This window comes from Aquirufa sp. (assembly GCF_044342065.1).
Taxonomy (GTDB): domain Bacteria; phylum Bacteroidota; class Bacteroidia; order Cytophagales; family Spirosomataceae; genus Aquirufa.
Window position 1 is genome coordinate 1 of the sequence record NZ_JBIIQN010000005.1, and the last position, 17,188, is coordinate 17,188.

Genomic DNA, 17,188 nt, shown 5'->3' on the forward strand with positions numbered 1-17,188 from the left:
CACAAATTTGTAATTCTTCACATAAGTTATTCTTTTTCTTCTCATCAACTTCTGCTAAAAACAAGGCATTTGCCGACTTCAATAAAGTTAATGACGAATCTTTTGTTACAATTGAAGGAGGGTTTTTTGTGAGCAATAAATAACGAACGTAAATGGATTCATATTTAATGCCAACAGAATTCTCATAGGTAGCTATTCTTTCAATTGCTTTTTCAAATGTCCCCTTTTCAATAAACGCTTTGGCATTTTTCAAATGCCGCTCCTGAGCAATGCCAGAAAATGTAACCGAAACAAATACGATAAAAAATAAAATACCACTCCTCATTAACTTAAACGTTTAGTTAGCGTATTTAAAAATATTTTTAGCTGAAAAATCCATTTTAAAACTAACTATAATCTAATTTTAATCATAATTTAGTACAATAATATAAATCTTATGAAAGCGCTAATTCAATCATTTACCCTTGTAATTTCACTTATTTTCATTGCGTCATGTGGCGGCAAAAAAGGAGAAGACGGCCCGAAAACCAGTACTGCAGATTCCATTGCGACAGAACAAAAAGTTAACATTCCTGATTTCAATAAATACTTTGAGGGTTCTATCAACAACAAGTATCAAATTACCATGTCGTTAACGAAAACAAACAATATATTGAGTGGTAATTATGCATATGCCTCCACAGGCACGCCCATAAAAGTGTCAGGTACAATCGACGACAAGGGCACAATTACCTTGAATGAATACACTGACGCAGGTATGTTAATTGGAACATTCCATGGTAGATACCAGGAGACGGGCATTGTGGGTGATTGGAGTAAAGCGAATAGCTCTTCCTCGATGCCGTTTTACCTAACTGAAAAAGAAAAAGCCATTAGTGATGCCTCAGCCTCCGTTGTTGAAACTGAATTCTCAAATGATGACGGAAGCGGAACGAAAAAAATCTGTCTATTTAATAGTTTCAAAACCATTAGCACAGGGTATAATAATGAGCGGAATGGGAAAATGTATTGGACCTATGAGCTTTACCAAAATAAAAATGGCAATTACGTTAAAGTACAAAATAATGTGCTGTTTAATTTAGAACAAAAACAATTGCTGAAACTGATTAATGATCGAATTAAACGCGATTTTAATGTTTATTCAACTGAACCCGATACGAGGGATTGTTTTATCGGCTTTGGTAAAGTTCCTACATATAAAATGAATGATCTAGGTATCGATTTTACGGAGGATGAAATCCAATTTCACATTGAATTTGGATTACCTGAAGCCTGTGATGCAGTAGGAGGTACTGTTGTAACATTCAAAATTTCAGATATTATAAAATACCTTAATTAATCACAACGGTTAAACTGCGAGCGCCATGCGCTCCGATAACAAGGGACTGCTCAATATCTGCAGTCTTTGACGGACCTGATAAAAACAAACCAAAACCTGAATTTACCTTACCCAGTTCCGCATACGCCGCGTGCATGTGCGGAACTATTTTTTTAACATTGATGACTAAGTGTTGGCAAATGAATGGCGCCACCCGATGCGGCAATGATTCCTCAGTCAACCAAATTGCTCCATTCTCTGCAACGCCAAATTCTCCATCAATCTCCAAAACCTCTATCTCCGCTAAACTTAACCCATCCAACGTTTTGTCAAAGCGCCTACGACCGGGGAATATTTCTTCTAACTCCGCAGGAGTAACGACACGCGCACCCACAACAGCCAATGAAGCGCGAAAATCAAAATCTGCTGAAGCATCTTGAAAAGCCCCAGGATGATTTACAACTTCCAGCGGTTTAATTTTCCCTAAAATTTGATCTCTTGCGCTCATCGTTTCTTATACCATTCTTGGAAACTTTCCTTAGGTGCAACAGGCATCTCACGTTGTTTGTACCAAGGATTTAAACTTGAATTTAGGAGGCCTGAAAATCTACGCATTAGCGAACCACCGATTCGATATACCGCCGGATTTGACAAAAAGAATGCCATTAGTTTCATACCGATTGACTTCCCAACAGGCGCTAATCCTGCCGACATTAAATCCTGGCGCCAAAACCACAACTGCTCATGGATATTGATCTTTACCGGACAAACGTTCGTGCAAGAGCCACAAAGCGTACTTGCAAAAGGCAAATCTACATTGGCCTTTTTATCAATATTCGGCGCTAAAATAGACCCAATGGGTCCCGCAACTGGCTGATGATAGCTGTGTCCCCCGCTTCTACGATACACCGGACAGGTATTAAAACAAGCCGCACAGCGGATACATTTTAAAGAATTCTTGTATTTTGGATCGGCGAGCTGACGCGTCCGGCCATTATCCAATAAAACGATATGCATCTCCTGCCCTTCGCGTGGCTTATGGAAATGAGATGAATAAGTGGTGATTAATTGCCCGGTAGCACTGCGCGCAAGTAATCTTAAAAACACTGCTAAATCTGCTCGCTTCGGGATAATCTTTTCGATACCTGTACAAGCAATATGAACTTTGGCCAAATGTGCGCCCATATCCGCATTCCCCTCGTTCGTGCAAACCACAAATTCTCCTGTCTCGGCTACCGCAAAATTCACTCCCGTAATCGCCACCTCGGACGCCAAAAAGTGCCCTCGGAGATGTTGGCGAGCCGCTTCCGTTAAAAACTGTGGATCTTTATTGCCTTTGGGCGTTCCTAAATGTTGGTGAAAGGTCTCCCCCACATCCTCCTTCTTCAAGTGAATGGCAGGTAAAACGATATGGCTAGGTGCCTCGTTCCGAAATTGAACGATGCGTTCGCCTAGATCGGTATCTACTACATCGATGCCTTTGGATGCCAAATAATCGTTGAGGTGACATTCCTCGGTCAACATGGATTTACTTTTGACAATTGTTTTTGATCCTTGCGCGGCGATGATGCTGTGCACAATCGCATTGTGTTCAGCAGCATCCGCTGCCCAATGGACATGAATGCCGTTAGCTATCGCTTTGGCTTCAAAGGCCTGTAAATATTCGCCTAAATTCGCTAGCGTATGATCTTTGATTTGTGAGGCATGTTCACGCATGGCCTCCCACTCAGGTAAAACTTTCGAAGCCTTATCACGCTTTGCACGGACAAACCACAAAGTTTCATCATGCCAGTCGGTCCGCTCTGCGTCCAAAATAAATTTCTCCGAAGCTTCCGCGTGACTAAGCATGATTTAATATTTCTACGATGTGTTTCACTTGAACCTTAGAGCCTTGTCGGCGCAAAATCCCTTCCATGTGCATCAAACATGAAGTATCTGCACCCGTGATATATTCTACTGCATTCGCATCATGTTCTTTGATGCGATCCTGACCCATCTTTACCGAAACGGCTTCTTCCGATACACAAAACGTACCTCCGAATCCACAACACTCATCTTCCCTTTCTGGCATGACAACTTCAACCCCACTGACCATGGAAAGTAAATCCTGTAATTTCGAAAACGGCTTTTCATTGCGCTCCGACATCGAACTAAGGCGCAATCCACGTTGCCCATGGCAACTTAGATGCAATCCGACGCGATGAGGGAATTTCGCATGTAAACTTTTTACATTCAACACATCCGTCAAAAACTCACAAATTTCATAAACCGAATTCCGAATTTTCTCAGATGGATGATGTTCTTTCAAGTGCAATACGCAGGATCCTGATGGTCCTACGATGTAATCAAATCCTTCAAAATTATTGGTAAAATTAGTATCACAACCCTCCGTCGCAGATGCAAAACCCGAGTTGGCCATCGGTTGGCCACAACAGGTTTGGTCTTTCGGAACGATGACCTCGCAGCCGAGTTTCTCCAACAATTCCAAACTCGCCACCGCGACTTGCGGATAGAATTGGTCAATGTAACACGGAACAAACAGGGCAACGCGCATGCTAATATCGTTTCAATTGAATTAAATTCTTGGGAGTTTCCCCCTCATAAACCATCAATGCAGCACCTAAAGCGCTTGCTTGGGCTACTTCGGCGGCATAAACCTCAAGTTCAGGAAAGGCTCGCGCTAATAAACGCATGTACCATTCATTTTTACTAAAACCGCCATCCACCAGCAATTGTTTGACTGGTGCATCTTGCAGCAACAGGTTCAAACTAAAGATTTGTTGGCCCACCAAATCTACCATGAATTGGTCATACGCCGAAGCCAAATCTGGAAAATCATTTAAATCCCTCGAAGCAAAGGCTGATTCAAAAATGGACGAGCTCGCGCCGGTTAATGAAAAAACGCGATCCGAAAAGGTTAAATCCTTAAACGACCCTCCAAAATGCTTCTCCATGCGAGCCACCTGCTCCTCATGAAAATGTCCTCCAAATAAGCGAGAGGCCTTCACCGGTTTCCCGTTTGGCTGTAAATAACACAAGACGTCATTCGCTAATTCATCCGCATGTAGAGGTGATTCATTGAACGGATGCATGGCAATACACCAGGTACCGGTCGATAAAAGCACAAAATCCTCTGAAATACATCGTAAATAAGGCACTAATGCGGCGGAAGAATCATGCAGACCAAGACCGTAATGAATCCCGTCAATTTCCAGACTAGACTCGGTAGAAATAGAAGCTAGCTTATCTTCTATCGCCGAAACCCAAGGGTGGTATTGCCCTAAATCAAAATCCCATAGTGCCGTATGGCAACCAATGGACGTGATCTCAGAAACAAGACGACCTGTAAACAAAGAAGCTAAATAGTTCGGGAAATGTAAGGCCTTAAATACCTCCGACCAAAAAGGTCTAAACGTAGATTCGTAAACCTGCAGGCCTGAATTTAAATTTCCTAAAATGGGCGATGCTGTCCTGCGCGCAAACTCGTTCTCTCCTCCAAAATCCATATATGGAAATGGAGTAGACACAGGCTTTAAATAATTATACAAAGGCGCCACTGGATCACCTGCCCCATTGACATAGACAAAAGAAGCGCCATAAGCGGAGAAATTTAAGCCAATAAGCTCAAATTCGGGCATTTGGCAGAGCTCCGAAAAGGTAGAAACAATCCACTGCTGGAGCGCGGCTAAATCCTCACAAGCAAAGCCAGCTTCATCAACGATTTCGTCAAACGTCTGCTGTTTTTCAAACACAATTTCGAAAGTAGTTGACCAGAGAAAGACCTTTTTATTGGTCTTCCCAATGTCAAATACCGCGATTACTGGTGTTCTCAAACGCATCTTATAAACCCGTCGCTACTGTTTTTGCCCCACGTGATTTAATTAACTGTTCGCGCATTTTTTCCTGACGGAACAAGGCAATCGGATCCAACGCACCGCCTAATTCAAATCGCGCTTGAGCCACCAATGCGCGTACATCCGTCCGAAAAACTGCTTGTAAAATCTCTTGGCAACGCACCACATCATTCGCTTCACGTGCTGCTTCTAACGCTTTACGATCTACCAATAAAGCCTGCGCATAAGCGATTTGAATCGCCTCCACAGATTGCAATAAATCTTCTAACGGATCTTTTACGTTGTGTGAGGCGTCGATCATCCAACCTAAATCTTTGGCATGATTCATCCCTTTTGCGTCCATTCCATCCACTAATTCATTGAAGATCAAGAATAATTGATATGGTTTGATTGAACCTGCGGTTAAATCATCATCGCCGTATTTCGAATCGTTGAAGTGGAAACCTCCTAATTTACCTTCCAGCAAGAGAATCGAAACGATTTGCTCAATGTTGGCATTCGGTAAATGATGACCCAAATCCACCAAGGTCTTCGCCTGTGGACCTAATTTATTCACCATTGAATACGAGGCACCCCAGTCCCCTACTGTCGTAGAATAGAAGTTCGGTTCGTAGGCTTTATACTCTAAATACAAGGCCCAATCCGAAGGAAGAGCCGCATAAATCTCCCGCAAACTATCCACCGTACGCTCATACGCATGGCGAAAATTCAGTTGGCCCGGAAAACAAGAACCATCTGATAACCAGACGGTTAACGCCTTTGAACCTAGCTCCACCCCATGCTTGATCACCTCAATATTATGATCAATCGCTTGTTTCCGAGTTGCCGCAGAAACGTGTTGCAAGGATCCAAACTTATAGGAATGCGCTTGATCCGCTTGATCTTGAAAAGTATTAGAATTCACTGCATCGAAGGCCAAATCGTGTTGGGCTGCAAGTGTACGAATCGCTGCTGGATCTGTAGGGATATCCCATGGAATGTGCAATGAAATCGCTCCAGATGATTGATTTAAAGCATGCAATAAACCAACATCCGCGATTTTTTCTTCCAGATTACGCGGTTCGCCTCCGCCGGAGAACCGACCGAAACGTGTACCTCCTGTGCCTAGGGCCCAAGAAGGAATCGCGATTTGAAAATCCTTTAACTTCTGTAAAATCCCAGCTGGCAAATTCACCTCGGATTTCAAGAAATCTAGGCGGCGCTGGTGGCCAGCCAATAAAGCATCGTTGTGGTTCGAAATATTCATCTTCTTATCTTAAAAATCCTGCGGCTACACCACCATCTACATTCAAGGCATTTCCAGTTGACTTATTCAATAAGCCACCCACGAATGCAAAACATGCATTGGCAATATCATCCGGCAAAATAGATTCATTTAAAAGGGTACGTTTCGCATAATAAGCGGGCAATTCAGCGACCGTGATTCCGTAAGCTTTGGCACGACCTTCGGCCCAGCCACCTGCCCAAATATTCGAATCAGCGATCACTGCATCTGGGTTCACCGTATTGACACGAATGTGATCAGGTCCTAATTCAGCCGCTAATAATCGTGTCATGTGCGCCTGAGCAGCTTTTGCAGAACCATAACCCACGTTATTCGGTCCAGCCACGAAGGCATTCTTCGACACGATGTTCACAATATCGCCGCCTAAACCTTGCTTGCGCATGACAGCAATCGCCGCTTGCGAAACCAAGTATTGGCCTTTCACTAATATGTCATATAATTTATCCCAATCGCCTTGCGTGTGCTCCAAGATTCCCTTCGAAATCGAGATACCTGCATTGTTGACAATTAAATCTACCCCACCAAAATCCAAACAAGCCTGCTTCATCGCCGCTTCAATGGATTCCTGATTCGTCACATCAGCAATGACTGTTGAAACGACATCTTTCCCGAATAAGCCAATAAACTCCGCTTTGGCCTCCGCCAATCGTTCCGCATTCACGTCATTTAAAATTACGCAGGCACCTTCCTGAGCCATCTTTTTGGCAATGGCTTTTCCGATGCCTCCTCCTGATCCGGTCACAAAGGCTACGCGACCAGATAAAGCTTTTGGCTTCGGCATGCGTTGGAGTTTCGCCTCTTCCAACAACCAATATTCGATATCAAAAGCCTCCTGACGAGGCAAAGAAGTATAGGATGAAATCGCCTCCGCGCCACGCATGACGTTGATGGCATTGGTATAAAATTCCGCGGCTACACGCGCGGTTTGCTTGTCTTTGGCAAATGTAAACATTCCCACACCCGGGTATAAAATCACAACCGGATTCGGATCTCGCATCGCTGGAGAATTCGCATGCTTGCACGAATCGTAATACGCTGCATACATCTGACGGTAATCTTCAAACAAAGGAGTCAAAGCCTCCACTGAAACATCCGATCCCAGCACCAATGGCGAAATTTTCGTCCGCAAGAAGTGATCGGGACAAGAGGTCCCCAAGGGAGCCAGGCGATCTAAATCAGTTGAATTGATGAATTGCAACACGCGCTCATCGTCGGAGAAGTGTCCCACCATTTGCACATGCGATGAACAGAAACCACGTAAAACGGGTGCTAATGCAGCAGCCTTAGCGACGCGCTCTTCTGGGGAAAAAGATGACATGCGCGCTCCACCAAAAACGGTTGAAGTTTTCGATTCAATATATTCTGCACACTTTTCAATGACCTCTAGGGTATTCACGTAACATGCGTAGGACGTATCGCCCCAGGTAAATAATCCGTGTGAGCCCAACATGATGCCGCGCAATTGCACACCGCGGGAAGCTGCTTCGTCTAAACATGCCTTTAATTGTAAGCCAAGGTCGAAACCTGGACGTTGCCAACCAACCCAACCGATTAATCCGCCGAAAAGATCTTTGGTAATTTGCTCTCCATCCTTCGAAGCTGCAATCGCAATCGCCGCATCGGGATGTAAATGGTCAATATGTTTGAAAGGTAAAAAACCGTGTAAAGGCGTATCGATTGATGGTGCTTTGGACGACAAATCAAAAATACAATGATTGAATAATTCCACCATCTCATCTTCATGTTCCAAGCCACGGTATACGTTGGTTAAGGAACGAAGACGATCCACGTACAAAGCTGCGCAACCTGATTTTTTCAAAGTACCAATATCCCCTCCGGAACCTTTGATCCACATCACTTCCGTTTCAGAGCCCGTCAAAGGATCTTTATCTTGTAATTTCACCGAGGTATTTCCCCCGCCGTAATTCGTGATGCGCAAATCCGCTCCCAAAATGTTCGAGCGGTAAATGAATAGGTCAACTTCATTCCCTGCGAGTGCTGCTGCTTTAGCGTCGTCCCAGAGATACGATACGTGTTTGTACATGGTCATTAATTTTTCTTAAAACTACAGAGGTAAAAGCGTCTAACCGTCCTATCCTACCTAGGGATAGTTAAATTATTTTTTCCGGCTTTTAACGCGTATTTCTTTCCTTGCCAAACAAAGCTTCCGCTCACCGTTCCCGGTAAGGTAATCGATGCGCTGCCTGGCTTGTAAACAACTTGTATTTCTCCTTGCGGATGCGGCACAACGCCCTCCACTTCTTTGAGCTCACCTAAATGCGGTTCAATTTTTACTTTGGCAAAAGCAGGTGCATCCGAATCTACCCCTAACACAATGCGGAAAAATTCAATATTCGGACTTGAACCCCACGCATGGCAATCGGATCGGGACGTGGAAACATCAGAAGTTTCTGCCCATGTCGTCAATCCCATATCGATGTTTTCTTTCCAAATAGACAGCCATTTCAGGTAGTCATTTCCTTTCCCTGCTTTGGCCAAAGCCAGATGCAAGTAATACTTAAAATAGATGGTCGTCTCCGCCATATTTTTATCGGCTATCAATTTATCCGCCACACCAGAAGCCGGCATCCCTGCTAAAATCGCCAAGGAATTAGCATGCTGCGAATATTTATCATGCACCTCAGTATCTGCATATAAGCCTCGCGAGGCATCCCAGTATAGCGCACGCAAAACAGGTTTTAATACCTTCACCTTTGCCTCATAACGAGCTGCCATTTCCGGATATCCAAAATAACGTTCTAATTCCGCCGCATTCTGTAAGACCCAGATATATTGAAAATCAAGGACAGCTGAACGACCCGTAGGCCCCACCGGTGCAATCCCCCGCGGCCACGCATTCACCCAATCCGAAAAAGTCCAGTATGGAATCTTTTGTAAGGTTCCATCCGTGCCTTCGAAACGCGCAAAATAATCGAGGATACCACGCATGCCGGCCAACTTGTTTTTCAAGAACGATGGATCTTTTCCATAACGTAAATAATCATGCAACATCCCGATATACCACAAGGAGAACGTAGGAATTTGTTGGTGCAAATCAGTCGGATATCGACTCAGCGTAATCCCTTCCGCAATCCGCGAATGGTCCATGTGATCCAAAGCTTGACGTACCAAACGCTCATCTCCCGCATAATACATACTCACAAGCGCCTGAATCCGCGCATCACCGATGTACTGCAATTGTTCATAATAGGGACAATCCATATAGGTTTCCATCGCACACAATCGCGCGGTACGGAATCCAACATCAAGTAATTGAGGAATCAATGGATTATCTGTTTTCAAAGACGCTTTCGCTTGAAACGGAAATCCTGTGAAGACACTTTTGAAATCTTGTAAGATTATGGCCTCCGCCTCCGTCTTCACCGTTAAGCGCACATAACGAAACGTGCGATAAGTCATCGTTTCATAAGTATGCGCATTGCCGTCGGCAATTAGGCTGTCCTTGCGTCCCAGCCAATATTTATTTTCGATATCATTTCGATTACCCTTATGATTACTATTTTTAGTGGTAGTACTCAAAGGCTTCCTTTCATAAAGTCCCTCAGCATAAGTCAATCCAATTTTGGCATCCTTTCCACCAGTAAAAGTTAACTGCGGATACGCATTGGTTAAAACCCCTTGATCGATCCAAAGATCCACTGAGCTATTAGCTGGAACTGTCATCGATTTTCCATGAATCAAATCGCCATCCCCTTTGCGCATAGCAGCAAATCTTTGTGCAGTTAATTCCATGGCCGGAATGGAAGAAGGAGTTAACATCCAGCCGCGGGCATCGATAGAAGCCCCTTTCGTCAATCCAGGACCTAAAGATTTTGCGGAAATGAATGTTGACCAACCTTTCGCATATTCCTGTAATTCGCCAGCACCAGCCACATAATAGCCTGGAACACGTACGGCGAGTGGACTCACGCCCATATTTTTTGCTACCTTCCAATCCATGCTGGTATTAAACACGGCTTGACTTGACTCGTCGGCTTGCAGTATAAATCCTGTCGCATAAGAAATTTGGGCTTCTGACTTCCCTTTACCTTCATTCCAAACTAAGGCTTCGATCATGTTTTCTCCCGCCTTCAAAAAAGGTGCAATGTCAAGTGTCTCAAAATTCCAGAAATACAAATCCCCTCGTGCCGGGCCTGCGGATACCCACGTGCCATTGATATATAATTTATACCGATTATCTCCGGAAACGTGAATGATACATTTCGCTGGTTTTTCAGTCAGGGAAACCAATTTTTGAAATTTAAATACACCGTAGTCTTTTAAGCCTTGCAGTGAATAGACACTATTCGGATTTTCTGCATAGGTAATCCAAGCGGCCTTCCAAGGCTTATTCCAAAGTTCGGGTTTGATTTGTTGCCCATAGGCCAAAGGGCATGCTAGCAGCAAGAATAGGAGAAGTTTTTTCATAGGTTTAAAGTACATACGCGATACCTCACGTTTAAATTTGTAATGACGCGATACTTCGCGTTTAAGTCTGTAGAGACGCGATACTTCGCGTTTAAATTTGTAATGACGCGATACTTCGCGTTTAAGTCTGTAGAGACGCGATACTTCGCGTTTAAGTCTGTAGAGACGCGATACTTCGCGTCTTATTTTTAAACAAGACGCAAGGTATTGCGTCTCTACAAATAAAGAACATATACCCCGTCTAAAAAAAAGAGACGCATGGTATTGCGTCTCTACATGACTTTATTTCTTTTTCTTCGGCTGAGCCATGTCCATGTAGTCCACAACCAAACTACTCAAGGCTTTCACCCCTACTTGGAAATGGCCTTCGTCCAATTGGAAATCAGGTGTATGATGACCAGCCACTTCATCCGCCTTTTTATTATCTGGACGTGCACCTAAAAAGAAGAAGATTCCTGGAACCTTTTGTTGGAAGAATGAGAAATCTTCCGCACCCGTATGCGCTGGAATAATACGTACCCGATCTTTGCCATTCACACCTTGCAGGGTAGGCAACATTTTTTCTACCAATTCAAGATTATTATAAGTCACTGGATATCCTGTTCCGATCGTCACATCAGCCTTTCCCCCACCACTTTCCGCAATGTTGGTGGCAATATCATTGATTCGTTGGTGCACCAACTTACGTTGCTCCACCCCAAACGTACGAATTGTACCTATCATGTGCGATGACTCGGGAATAATGTTTTGGCGAATACCACTGTGAATAGCTCCCACCGTTACGATCGCGGGATCCTCCGTAATGTTCACTGAGCGGGATACAATGGTTTGTAATCCCATAATTATTTGAGACGAGATGACAATCGGATCAATACCCGTCCAAGGATTCGCGCCATGAGCTTGCTTACCTTTTACCTTAATGTCCAATTGGTCTACTGCCGCCATGGTTGCTCCCGGCTTGTATTCGATAACTCCATTATCTGAACCGGCGGCAATATGCAATCCAAAAATGACATCTACTTTAGGATTCTCCAAAACGCCTTCCTTCACCATCAATTCTGCACCTGAAAGAACCATTTCTCCGTTATCGTTGTAAACGCCTTCTTCAGCCGGCTGGAAAATAAACTTGACCGTTCCTGCTAAGTTGGCCTTTTCAGATGCTAAAATTTCAGCCACCGCCATCAAAATTGCCACGTGAGAATCATGACCACAGGCATGCATGACACCTGTTTTTTGGCCATTGAACTCAGTTATAACTTTTGATTTGAAAGGCAAATCAACGCGTTCTGTAACTGGCAATCCATCCATATCGGCACGTAAAGCAACGACTGGACCAGGCTTACCGCCTTTCAAAATACCCACCACACCCGTGCGAGCAACTTTTTCTTGGACTTCAATTCCCAAAGAACGTAAATGTGCAGCCACAATACCTGCTGTACGAACTTCTTGATTACCCAATTCTGGATGTTCGTGAAAGTCCCGACGCCAAGCAATGACCTTGTCTTTCAAGGCATCTGCTTTTTGGATAATACTTGGTTTTAATGATGATTGTGCAGAGACAAAAAATGGTCCTGCCAGTAAGGCGATGAGTGCTAGTTTTTTCATTTTAAAAATGTAGAGACGCGATACCTCGCGTCTCATTTTTAATAGACGCAAGTTATTGCGTCTCTGCTTTTTTCTAGACGCGAGGTATCGCGTCTCTACGATATTAAACGCAAAGTATTGCGTCTCGAATATTTATTTATAGCCCCAACCACGCATGATGGCAATATTTTCCTTCATGCAATCCAATGGCTTTAATCCTTGGTATGACTCTTGCTCAATGATAAAGTGCTTCGTTCCTCCTTCTTTGTCGCCTAATTTCACTAAAGCTTGTACATCTATTTGGCCTGAACCTTTACCTAAGATTGTCGACTCGAATTTTTCATGGCCCGCTTTTGAAGGAACTTCATCTTTCACGTGCATCGAAACAAAACGACCTGGGAATTTTTTCATTACGTCAGCAGGTACGCCGCCACCATTGATCATATTACCTATGTCTAATTGTTGGGCCACTAATTTTGGATCCGTATTATTCAACATGATATCGTATAATAACTCTCCATCCAGTTTCTCAGAGAATTCAAAATCATGGTTGTGGTAGCCAAAACGCATACCTGATTTATTACACAATTCACCCGACTTATTGAAAATATCCATATATTTCAATAAAAGATTTTTGTCCTTACGAATACCCATATCGATCGACGGACTAATCACAAGCTCTTGTCCCATGACCGCCGCATCTTCAACCGTGTATTTCCACAAATCAGTGAAATCATTTTTTGCATCATCCCAATGTGCCTTACCCATAACGGTATGACCTGATGGCATTTTCATACCCAAATCATCGAGGCGCTTTTTGAATTCTTTGGCTTCCCAACCATAAAACTTACGGTTAATGTAATTCGCATGCTCTACGTATTTGTAGCCCATTTCTGCCAATGCGGTTAAGGTACCTTGTGGATCCTTACGCATATCATCGCGAATGGAATACAACTGAATACCAACTAGTTTCTTGTATTTAACAGCAGCTAAACTCTGCAAGGCAGGAGAAGCAAATGCCAATGCGCCAAGACCAAAGGCCGAATTGCGCAAAAAGGTACGACGTGATGAATTCATATTTATTAGGTTTATTTAGTTCTCCAAGCTACTAATTCTATTTCTATTTTACAAAATTCATGTAACTTCGAGACATGATGCAACCACTTGCTGAACGCATGCGCCCCCGTACTTTGGATGACTACATTGGCCAAGAAAAGGTCATTGGAGCGCAAGCGCCCTTACGCAAAGCCATTGAAGCTGGCCATCTTCCCTCTTGTATTCTGTGGGGTCCTCCGGGAGTAGGCAAAACCACCCTGGCAACCTTACTAGCCAGCGCACTAAAACGGACAATTTATACCCTTTCGGCCGTTTCATCCGGTGTCAAGGATGTCCGGGAAACATTGGAATTAGCGAAAAAGAACCGGATGTTCGAAGCGCAATCGCCCATTTTGTTCATTGATGAAATTCACCGTTTTTCGAAGTCCCAACAAGATTCTTTGTTGAACGCTGTCGAAAAAGGCATCGTCACTTTGGTGGGCGCCACCACGGAAAACCCATCCTTTGAGGTTATTTCAGCCCTTTTGTCCCGTTGCCAAGTGTATGTTTTGGAGGCATTGGATGCGAAACATTTGCGCCAACTCATCGACAAAGCGATTAGTACAGATAAATTGTTTGCCAATAAAACCATCACGCTAACGGAAACGGATGCCTTATTTCATTTTTCAGGCGGTGATGGGCGAAAATTGCTCAACTTATTTGAGCTTTTAATCACGACAGAAGGAGGAAATTCGCTCGATATTACGAACGCCCTCGTGACCGAACGCCTACAAAAGAATCTGGCACAATACGATAAAGACGGTGAGCAACATTACGATATCATTTCCGCGTTCATTAAATCGATTCGTGGTTCCGATCCAGATGCAGCCGTTTACTGGCTCGCTCGTATGTTAACAGGAGGAGAATCGTTGGAGTTTATCGGTCGGCGCTTATTGATCCTTGCCTCCGAGGACATCGGTTTAGCCAACCCGAACGCATTATTATTAGCCCAATCGTGCTTCGATTCCATCCGGGTGATTGGAAATCCGGAATCGCGCATCATTCTTTCGCAAACGGTGATTTATTTGGCAACTTCACCCAAAAGTAATTCAGCGTACAATGCCATCAATAAGGCGATGGCCTATGTGGAACAAACAGGAGATTTACCCGTTCCGTTACATTTGCGCAATGCGCCAACACGCATGATGAAAGATTTGAACTATGGTGCGGACTACAAATATCCGCATGATTTTCCGGGGAATTGGGTGGAGCAGAATTACTTTCCAGAGGTGCCTAACCGACCCATTTTTTATAGTCCGTCGGAGCAGGATAAAATTAATCGTGGCACTCCATCAAAATAAGCGCCCCGCTTTCATAGGAAATTTTTACGATACCATCTTCGTGAGCTTCATTACTAGAGCTCGTTTGACTACCCAGGCTTAACACGGGATGATCTAAATCATACACCAAACCCGTAGATTTTACTTGGCGAGCCTCCCCATAAGGCATCAAGGAAATTGGCGTTTTTGCTGGATACCACTTCTCAAAAGTTGGTGGCAATAAATAGGACGTTGAATAATCATCAAAGAATACAATCTTCAACTGCCGACCGTACCGAACCATGGAATGAAAATTATTCAAAGTGTGATCCATCCGTTTGCCTGATGCCCAAACGACGTTGACTGCAGGATAACCTTCGGCCAACAAATATTCAAATGCTTTCTCTAAATCCGTTAAATTTTGATCGGGTGTATGTATTTTTTTCAAGGGGTAATTACTGAAATCTTCACCGTTCGTGTGGTCAAAGTCTCCTAACCAAACATCTACTTTAATCCCCAAAGAAATCACATGCTCCAATGCACCATCTAATACAATAACCATGGGTGACCATTCAAGCAATTGATCCAAAATATCCATCGAACACGCCTCCCCATTCGCAATGATAAGCGCGGGTTCTTGTTTGTCTCGAATGATGTGATGTGAAGACATATTAGGCTTTGAAATCGGATTTACCGCCCGACTTGGAGATCAATTTGGTTTCTTTAATGACGATGCCTTTGGATACGGATTTGCACATATCGTAGACTGTTAAGGCGGCAACTGAGGCGCCAACGAGTGCTTCCATTTCGACGCCGGTTTTGGCTTCAAGCCGACAAATACATGTGATCACAATTTGATCAGCCTGTACTTCCGTTTCGAATTTACAAGAGTCTAATCCTAAAGGATGACATAAGGGTATTAGATCAGAGGTTTTTTTGGCAGCCATCGTTCCGGCTATAACGGCCGTTTGAAGGATGCTTCCTTTTTTGTTTTGCCATCCGGCCGCTTCGAAATGTTGGATAATGTCTGCACCCAAATACACGATGGATTGCGCTTTCGCTTCGCGAACCGTTTCATTTTTTGCACTAACATCTACCATACCTGGAGTACCATCAGCTTGTAGGTGAGAAAAATCGGTTGACATATTCATTTCAAATTTAGCACACGAAAATACGGGAGATTTGGCAATTTTTAGCGAAATTTATCAAATACGTAAACCAACAAACATGATCAGCCCCATTGAAGCGATTGCTCTTTTAAAAAACATCACCATCCCATTCCGAACAGAAAAACTACCCCTGGCAAAAACATTGGGCATGAATTTGGCTGAAAAAATTGTGGCAGACCGTGATTTTCCACCCTTTGACCGCGTAATGATGGACGGAATAGCCGTCAAAGATATCACAGCACCTACTTGGAAAATAGAGGGTATTTTATTTGCAGGTGAACCCGTAAAAGCGATTAAAAAAATAGATGGCGCCATGCAAATCATGACGGGTGCTACAGCTCCTAAAGGCACGGAAGCCATCATAAAAATAGAAGATCTCAGCATCGAGAAAAAAATAGCCACCTACATTGGCAAAACACCATTGACGAAAGGACAATTTATTCATACACAAGGTATGGATGCACAAGAAGGATCCATTGTAGTTAAAAAAAGAACCAAAATTGGGCCGATTGAAATTGCCATCGCCGCGTCCGTAGGCAAGGCTCACATCGAAGTAGAATCGAAACCACACGTACATATTTTCTCCACAGGAGATGAAATCGTAGGTCTCCATGAAACCCCTGCCGCCCACCAAATTCGCAGCTCGAACGTCATGATGATGAAGTCGGTTTTATTATCCAAAGGCTTCAAAGCAAATTCGAGCCATTTACCCGATTCGGTTGAAAAAATTAAGGCCAACCTTGAAAAAGCCTTAGAATCCAATGATATCATTTTACTATCAGGGGGTGTTTCCGCGGGCAAAAAAGACTTTATTCCCGCTGCATTAACAGAGGTCGGCTTCCAGACAATTATTCATAAAATTACCCAAAAACCAGGTAAACCCTTGTTGGTAGCCACCCGCCCAGACGGCAAAGTGGTCTTTGCATTTCCAGGAAATCCGATTTCGACATTAACGTGTTTTTGGGTCTATTTCCTTCCCTGGGTTTCTGGCGATTTTCCTGAATATGCTGAAAAAGAAATCAAATTCTTGCCAAAACCCTTGGCAGATTTAGATCATTGGATCCCGGTTGAAAATGGAGAAACGGTAGCGCACAATGGTTCAGGAGATTTAGTCAGTTGGTCTAAAGCAGACGGTTTGGTATGGCAAAAAGCGGGGCAAAAAGACACACGGCTGCCCTTTATTCCACTTAAATAAA

Annotated in this window: 15 protein-coding genes; 3 read left to right on the forward strand and 12 right to left on the reverse strand. The window is 43.6% G+C overall.

What is annotated here, in order from left to right; all coding sequences use genetic code 11:
- Window positions 1–325: hypothetical protein (locus tag ACIQZ2_RS03180; RefSeq protein ID WP_395767394.1), on the reverse strand; the 325-nt coding region annotated here is incomplete at its 3' end.
- Window positions 326–436: 111 nt separating this feature from the next.
- On the opposite strand from ACIQZ2_RS03180, the gene ACIQZ2_RS03185 reads away from it, so the two are divergent.
- Window positions 437–1,339, forward strand: coding sequence for a hypothetical protein (locus ACIQZ2_RS03185; RefSeq protein ID WP_395767395.1), 903 nt, complete (start codon window positions 437–439; stop codon window positions 1,337–1,339).
- On the opposite strand, the gene ACIQZ2_RS03190 is transcribed toward ACIQZ2_RS03185, so the two are convergent.
- From ACIQZ2_RS03190 to ACIQZ2_RS03230, 9 genes are all read right to left on the reverse strand, one after another.
- Window positions 1,332–1,826, reverse strand: a complete 495-nt coding sequence (locus ACIQZ2_RS03190; RefSeq protein ID WP_395767396.1) for a lactate utilization protein C — start codon at window positions 1,824–1,826, stop codon at window positions 1,332–1,334. The two genes, ACIQZ2_RS03185 and ACIQZ2_RS03190, sit on opposite strands and share 8 nt — an antisense overlap.
- Window positions 1,823–3,166, reverse strand: a complete 1,344-nt coding sequence (locus ACIQZ2_RS03195; RefSeq protein WP_395767397.1) for a lactate utilization protein B — start codon at window positions 3,164–3,166, stop codon at window positions 1,823–1,825. Before ACIQZ2_RS03195 ends, ACIQZ2_RS03190 begins: the two co-directional genes overlap by 4 nt.
- The gene (locus ACIQZ2_RS03200; protein ID WP_395767398.1) at window positions 3,159–3,872 is read right to left on the reverse strand and encodes a (Fe-S)-binding protein; all 714 of its coding nucleotides are present in this window, start codon (window positions 3,870–3,872) and stop codon (window positions 3,159–3,161) included. Before ACIQZ2_RS03200 ends, ACIQZ2_RS03195 begins: the two co-directional genes overlap by 8 nt.
- 1 nt (window position 3,873) lies before the next feature.
- Window positions 3,874–5,157, reverse strand: coding sequence for an FGGY-family carbohydrate kinase (locus ACIQZ2_RS03205; RefSeq protein ID WP_395767399.1), 1,284 nt, complete (start codon window positions 5,155–5,157; stop codon window positions 3,874–3,876).
- Between the two features lies 1 nt (window position 5,158).
- A complete protein-coding gene (locus tag ACIQZ2_RS03210; RefSeq protein ID WP_395767400.1) occupies window positions 5,159–6,418 on the reverse strand; it encodes a TIM barrel protein in 1,260 nt (419 codons plus the stop codon).
- 4 nt (window positions 6,419–6,422) lie between these two features.
- Window positions 6,423–8,501 carry a bifunctional aldolase/short-chain dehydrogenase gene (locus ACIQZ2_RS03215; protein ID WP_395767401.1) on the reverse strand — a complete coding sequence of 693 codons (2,079 nt, stop codon included), beginning with the start codon at window positions 8,499–8,501 and terminating at the stop codon, window positions 6,423–6,425.
- A 53-nt stretch (window positions 8,502–8,554) separates the two neighbouring features.
- A complete protein-coding gene (locus ACIQZ2_RS03220) occupies window positions 8,555–10,885 on the reverse strand; it encodes an alpha-rhamnosidase (RefSeq protein ID WP_395767402.1) in 2,331 nt (776 codons plus the stop codon).
- 282 nt (window positions 10,886–11,167) lie between these two features.
- Entirely contained in the window at window positions 11,168–12,490 is a 1,323-nt protein-coding gene (locus tag ACIQZ2_RS03225; RefSeq protein WP_395767403.1) for an amidohydrolase, read from the reverse strand.
- A 132-nt stretch (window positions 12,491–12,622) separates the two neighbouring features.
- On the reverse strand, window positions 12,623–13,546 hold the full coding sequence (locus ACIQZ2_RS03230; protein WP_395767404.1) for a sugar phosphate isomerase/epimerase family protein: 924 nt from the start codon (window positions 13,544–13,546) through the stop codon (window positions 12,623–12,625).
- A 74-nt stretch (window positions 13,547–13,620) separates the two neighbouring features.
- Here ACIQZ2_RS03230 and ACIQZ2_RS03235 point away from each other — a divergent pair, with 74 nt between their 5' ends.
- Window positions 13,621–14,865, forward strand: a complete 1,245-nt coding sequence (locus tag ACIQZ2_RS03235; RefSeq protein WP_395767405.1) for a replication-associated recombination protein A — start codon at window positions 13,621–13,623, stop codon at window positions 14,863–14,865.
- Here ACIQZ2_RS03235 and ACIQZ2_RS03240 read toward each other — a convergent pair.
- On the reverse strand, window positions 14,840–15,493 hold the full coding sequence (locus ACIQZ2_RS03240; RefSeq protein WP_395767406.1) for a thiamine diphosphokinase: 654 nt from the start codon (window positions 15,491–15,493) through the stop codon (window positions 14,840–14,842). The two genes, ACIQZ2_RS03235 and ACIQZ2_RS03240, sit on opposite strands and share 26 nt — an antisense overlap.
- A 1-nt stretch (window position 15,494) precedes the next feature.
- Complete coding sequence (gene moaC, locus ACIQZ2_RS03245; RefSeq protein ID WP_395767407.1) at window positions 15,495–15,968, reverse strand: cyclic pyranopterin monophosphate synthase MoaC; 474 nt, start codon at window positions 15,966–15,968, stop codon at window positions 15,495–15,497.
- A gap of 82 nt (window positions 15,969–16,050) precedes the next feature.
- Here moaC and ACIQZ2_RS03250 point away from each other — a divergent pair, with 82 nt between their 5' ends.
- Window positions 16,051–17,187 carry a molybdopterin molybdotransferase MoeA gene (locus tag ACIQZ2_RS03250; protein ID WP_395767408.1) on the forward strand — a complete coding sequence of 379 codons (1,137 nt, stop codon included), beginning with the start codon at window positions 16,051–16,053 and terminating at the stop codon, window positions 17,185–17,187.
- Window position 17,188 lies beyond the last annotated feature (1 nt).

Bases quoted from the DNA above. Each gene is read 5' to 3' on its own strand.
- ACIQZ2_RS03185 (WP_395767395.1), top strand. From the start codon at position 437: ATGAAAGCGCTAATTCAATCATTTACCCTTGTAATTTCACTTATTTTC.
- ACIQZ2_RS03190 (WP_395767396.1), bottom strand. From the start codon at position 1,826: ATGAGCGCAAGAGATCAAATTTTAGGGAAAATTAAACCGCTGGAAGTT.
- ACIQZ2_RS03195 (WP_395767397.1), bottom strand. From the start codon at position 3,166: ATGCTTAGTCACGCGGAAGCTTCGGAGAAATTTATTTTGGACGCAGAG.
- ACIQZ2_RS03200 (WP_395767398.1), bottom strand. From the start codon at position 3,872: ATGCGCGTTGCCCTGTTTGTTCCGTGTTACATTGACCAATTCTATCCG.
- ACIQZ2_RS03205 (WP_395767399.1), bottom strand. From the start codon at position 5,157: ATGCGTTTGAGAACACCAGTAATCGCGGTATTTGACATTGGGAAGACC.
- ACIQZ2_RS03210 (WP_395767400.1), bottom strand. From the start codon at position 6,418: ATGAATATTTCGAACCACAACGATGCTTTATTGGCTGGCCACCAGCGC.
- ACIQZ2_RS03215 (WP_395767401.1), bottom strand. From the start codon at position 8,501: ATGTACAAACACGTATCGTATCTCTGGGACGACGCTAAAGCAGCAGCA.
- ACIQZ2_RS03220 (WP_395767402.1), bottom strand. From the start codon at position 10,885: ATGAAAAAACTTCTCCTATTCTTGCTGCTAGCATGCCCTTTGGCCTAT.
- ACIQZ2_RS03225 (WP_395767403.1), bottom strand. From the start codon at position 12,490: ATGAAAAAACTAGCACTCATCGCCTTACTGGCAGGACCATTTTTTGTC.
- ACIQZ2_RS03230 (WP_395767404.1), bottom strand. From the start codon at position 13,546: ATGAATTCATCACGTCGTACCTTTTTGCGCAATTCGGCCTTTGGTCTT.
- ACIQZ2_RS03235 (WP_395767405.1), top strand. From the start codon at position 13,621: ATGATGCAACCACTTGCTGAACGCATGCGCCCCCGTACTTTGGATGAC.
- ACIQZ2_RS03240 (WP_395767406.1), bottom strand. From the start codon at position 15,493: ATGTCTTCACATCACATCATTCGAGACAAACAAGAACCCGCGCTTATC.
- moaC (WP_395767407.1), bottom strand. From the start codon at position 15,968: ATGTCAACCGATTTTTCTCACCTACAAGCTGATGGTACTCCAGGTATG.
- ACIQZ2_RS03250 (WP_395767408.1), top strand. From the start codon at position 16,051: ATGATCAGCCCCATTGAAGCGATTGCTCTTTTAAAAAACATCACCATC.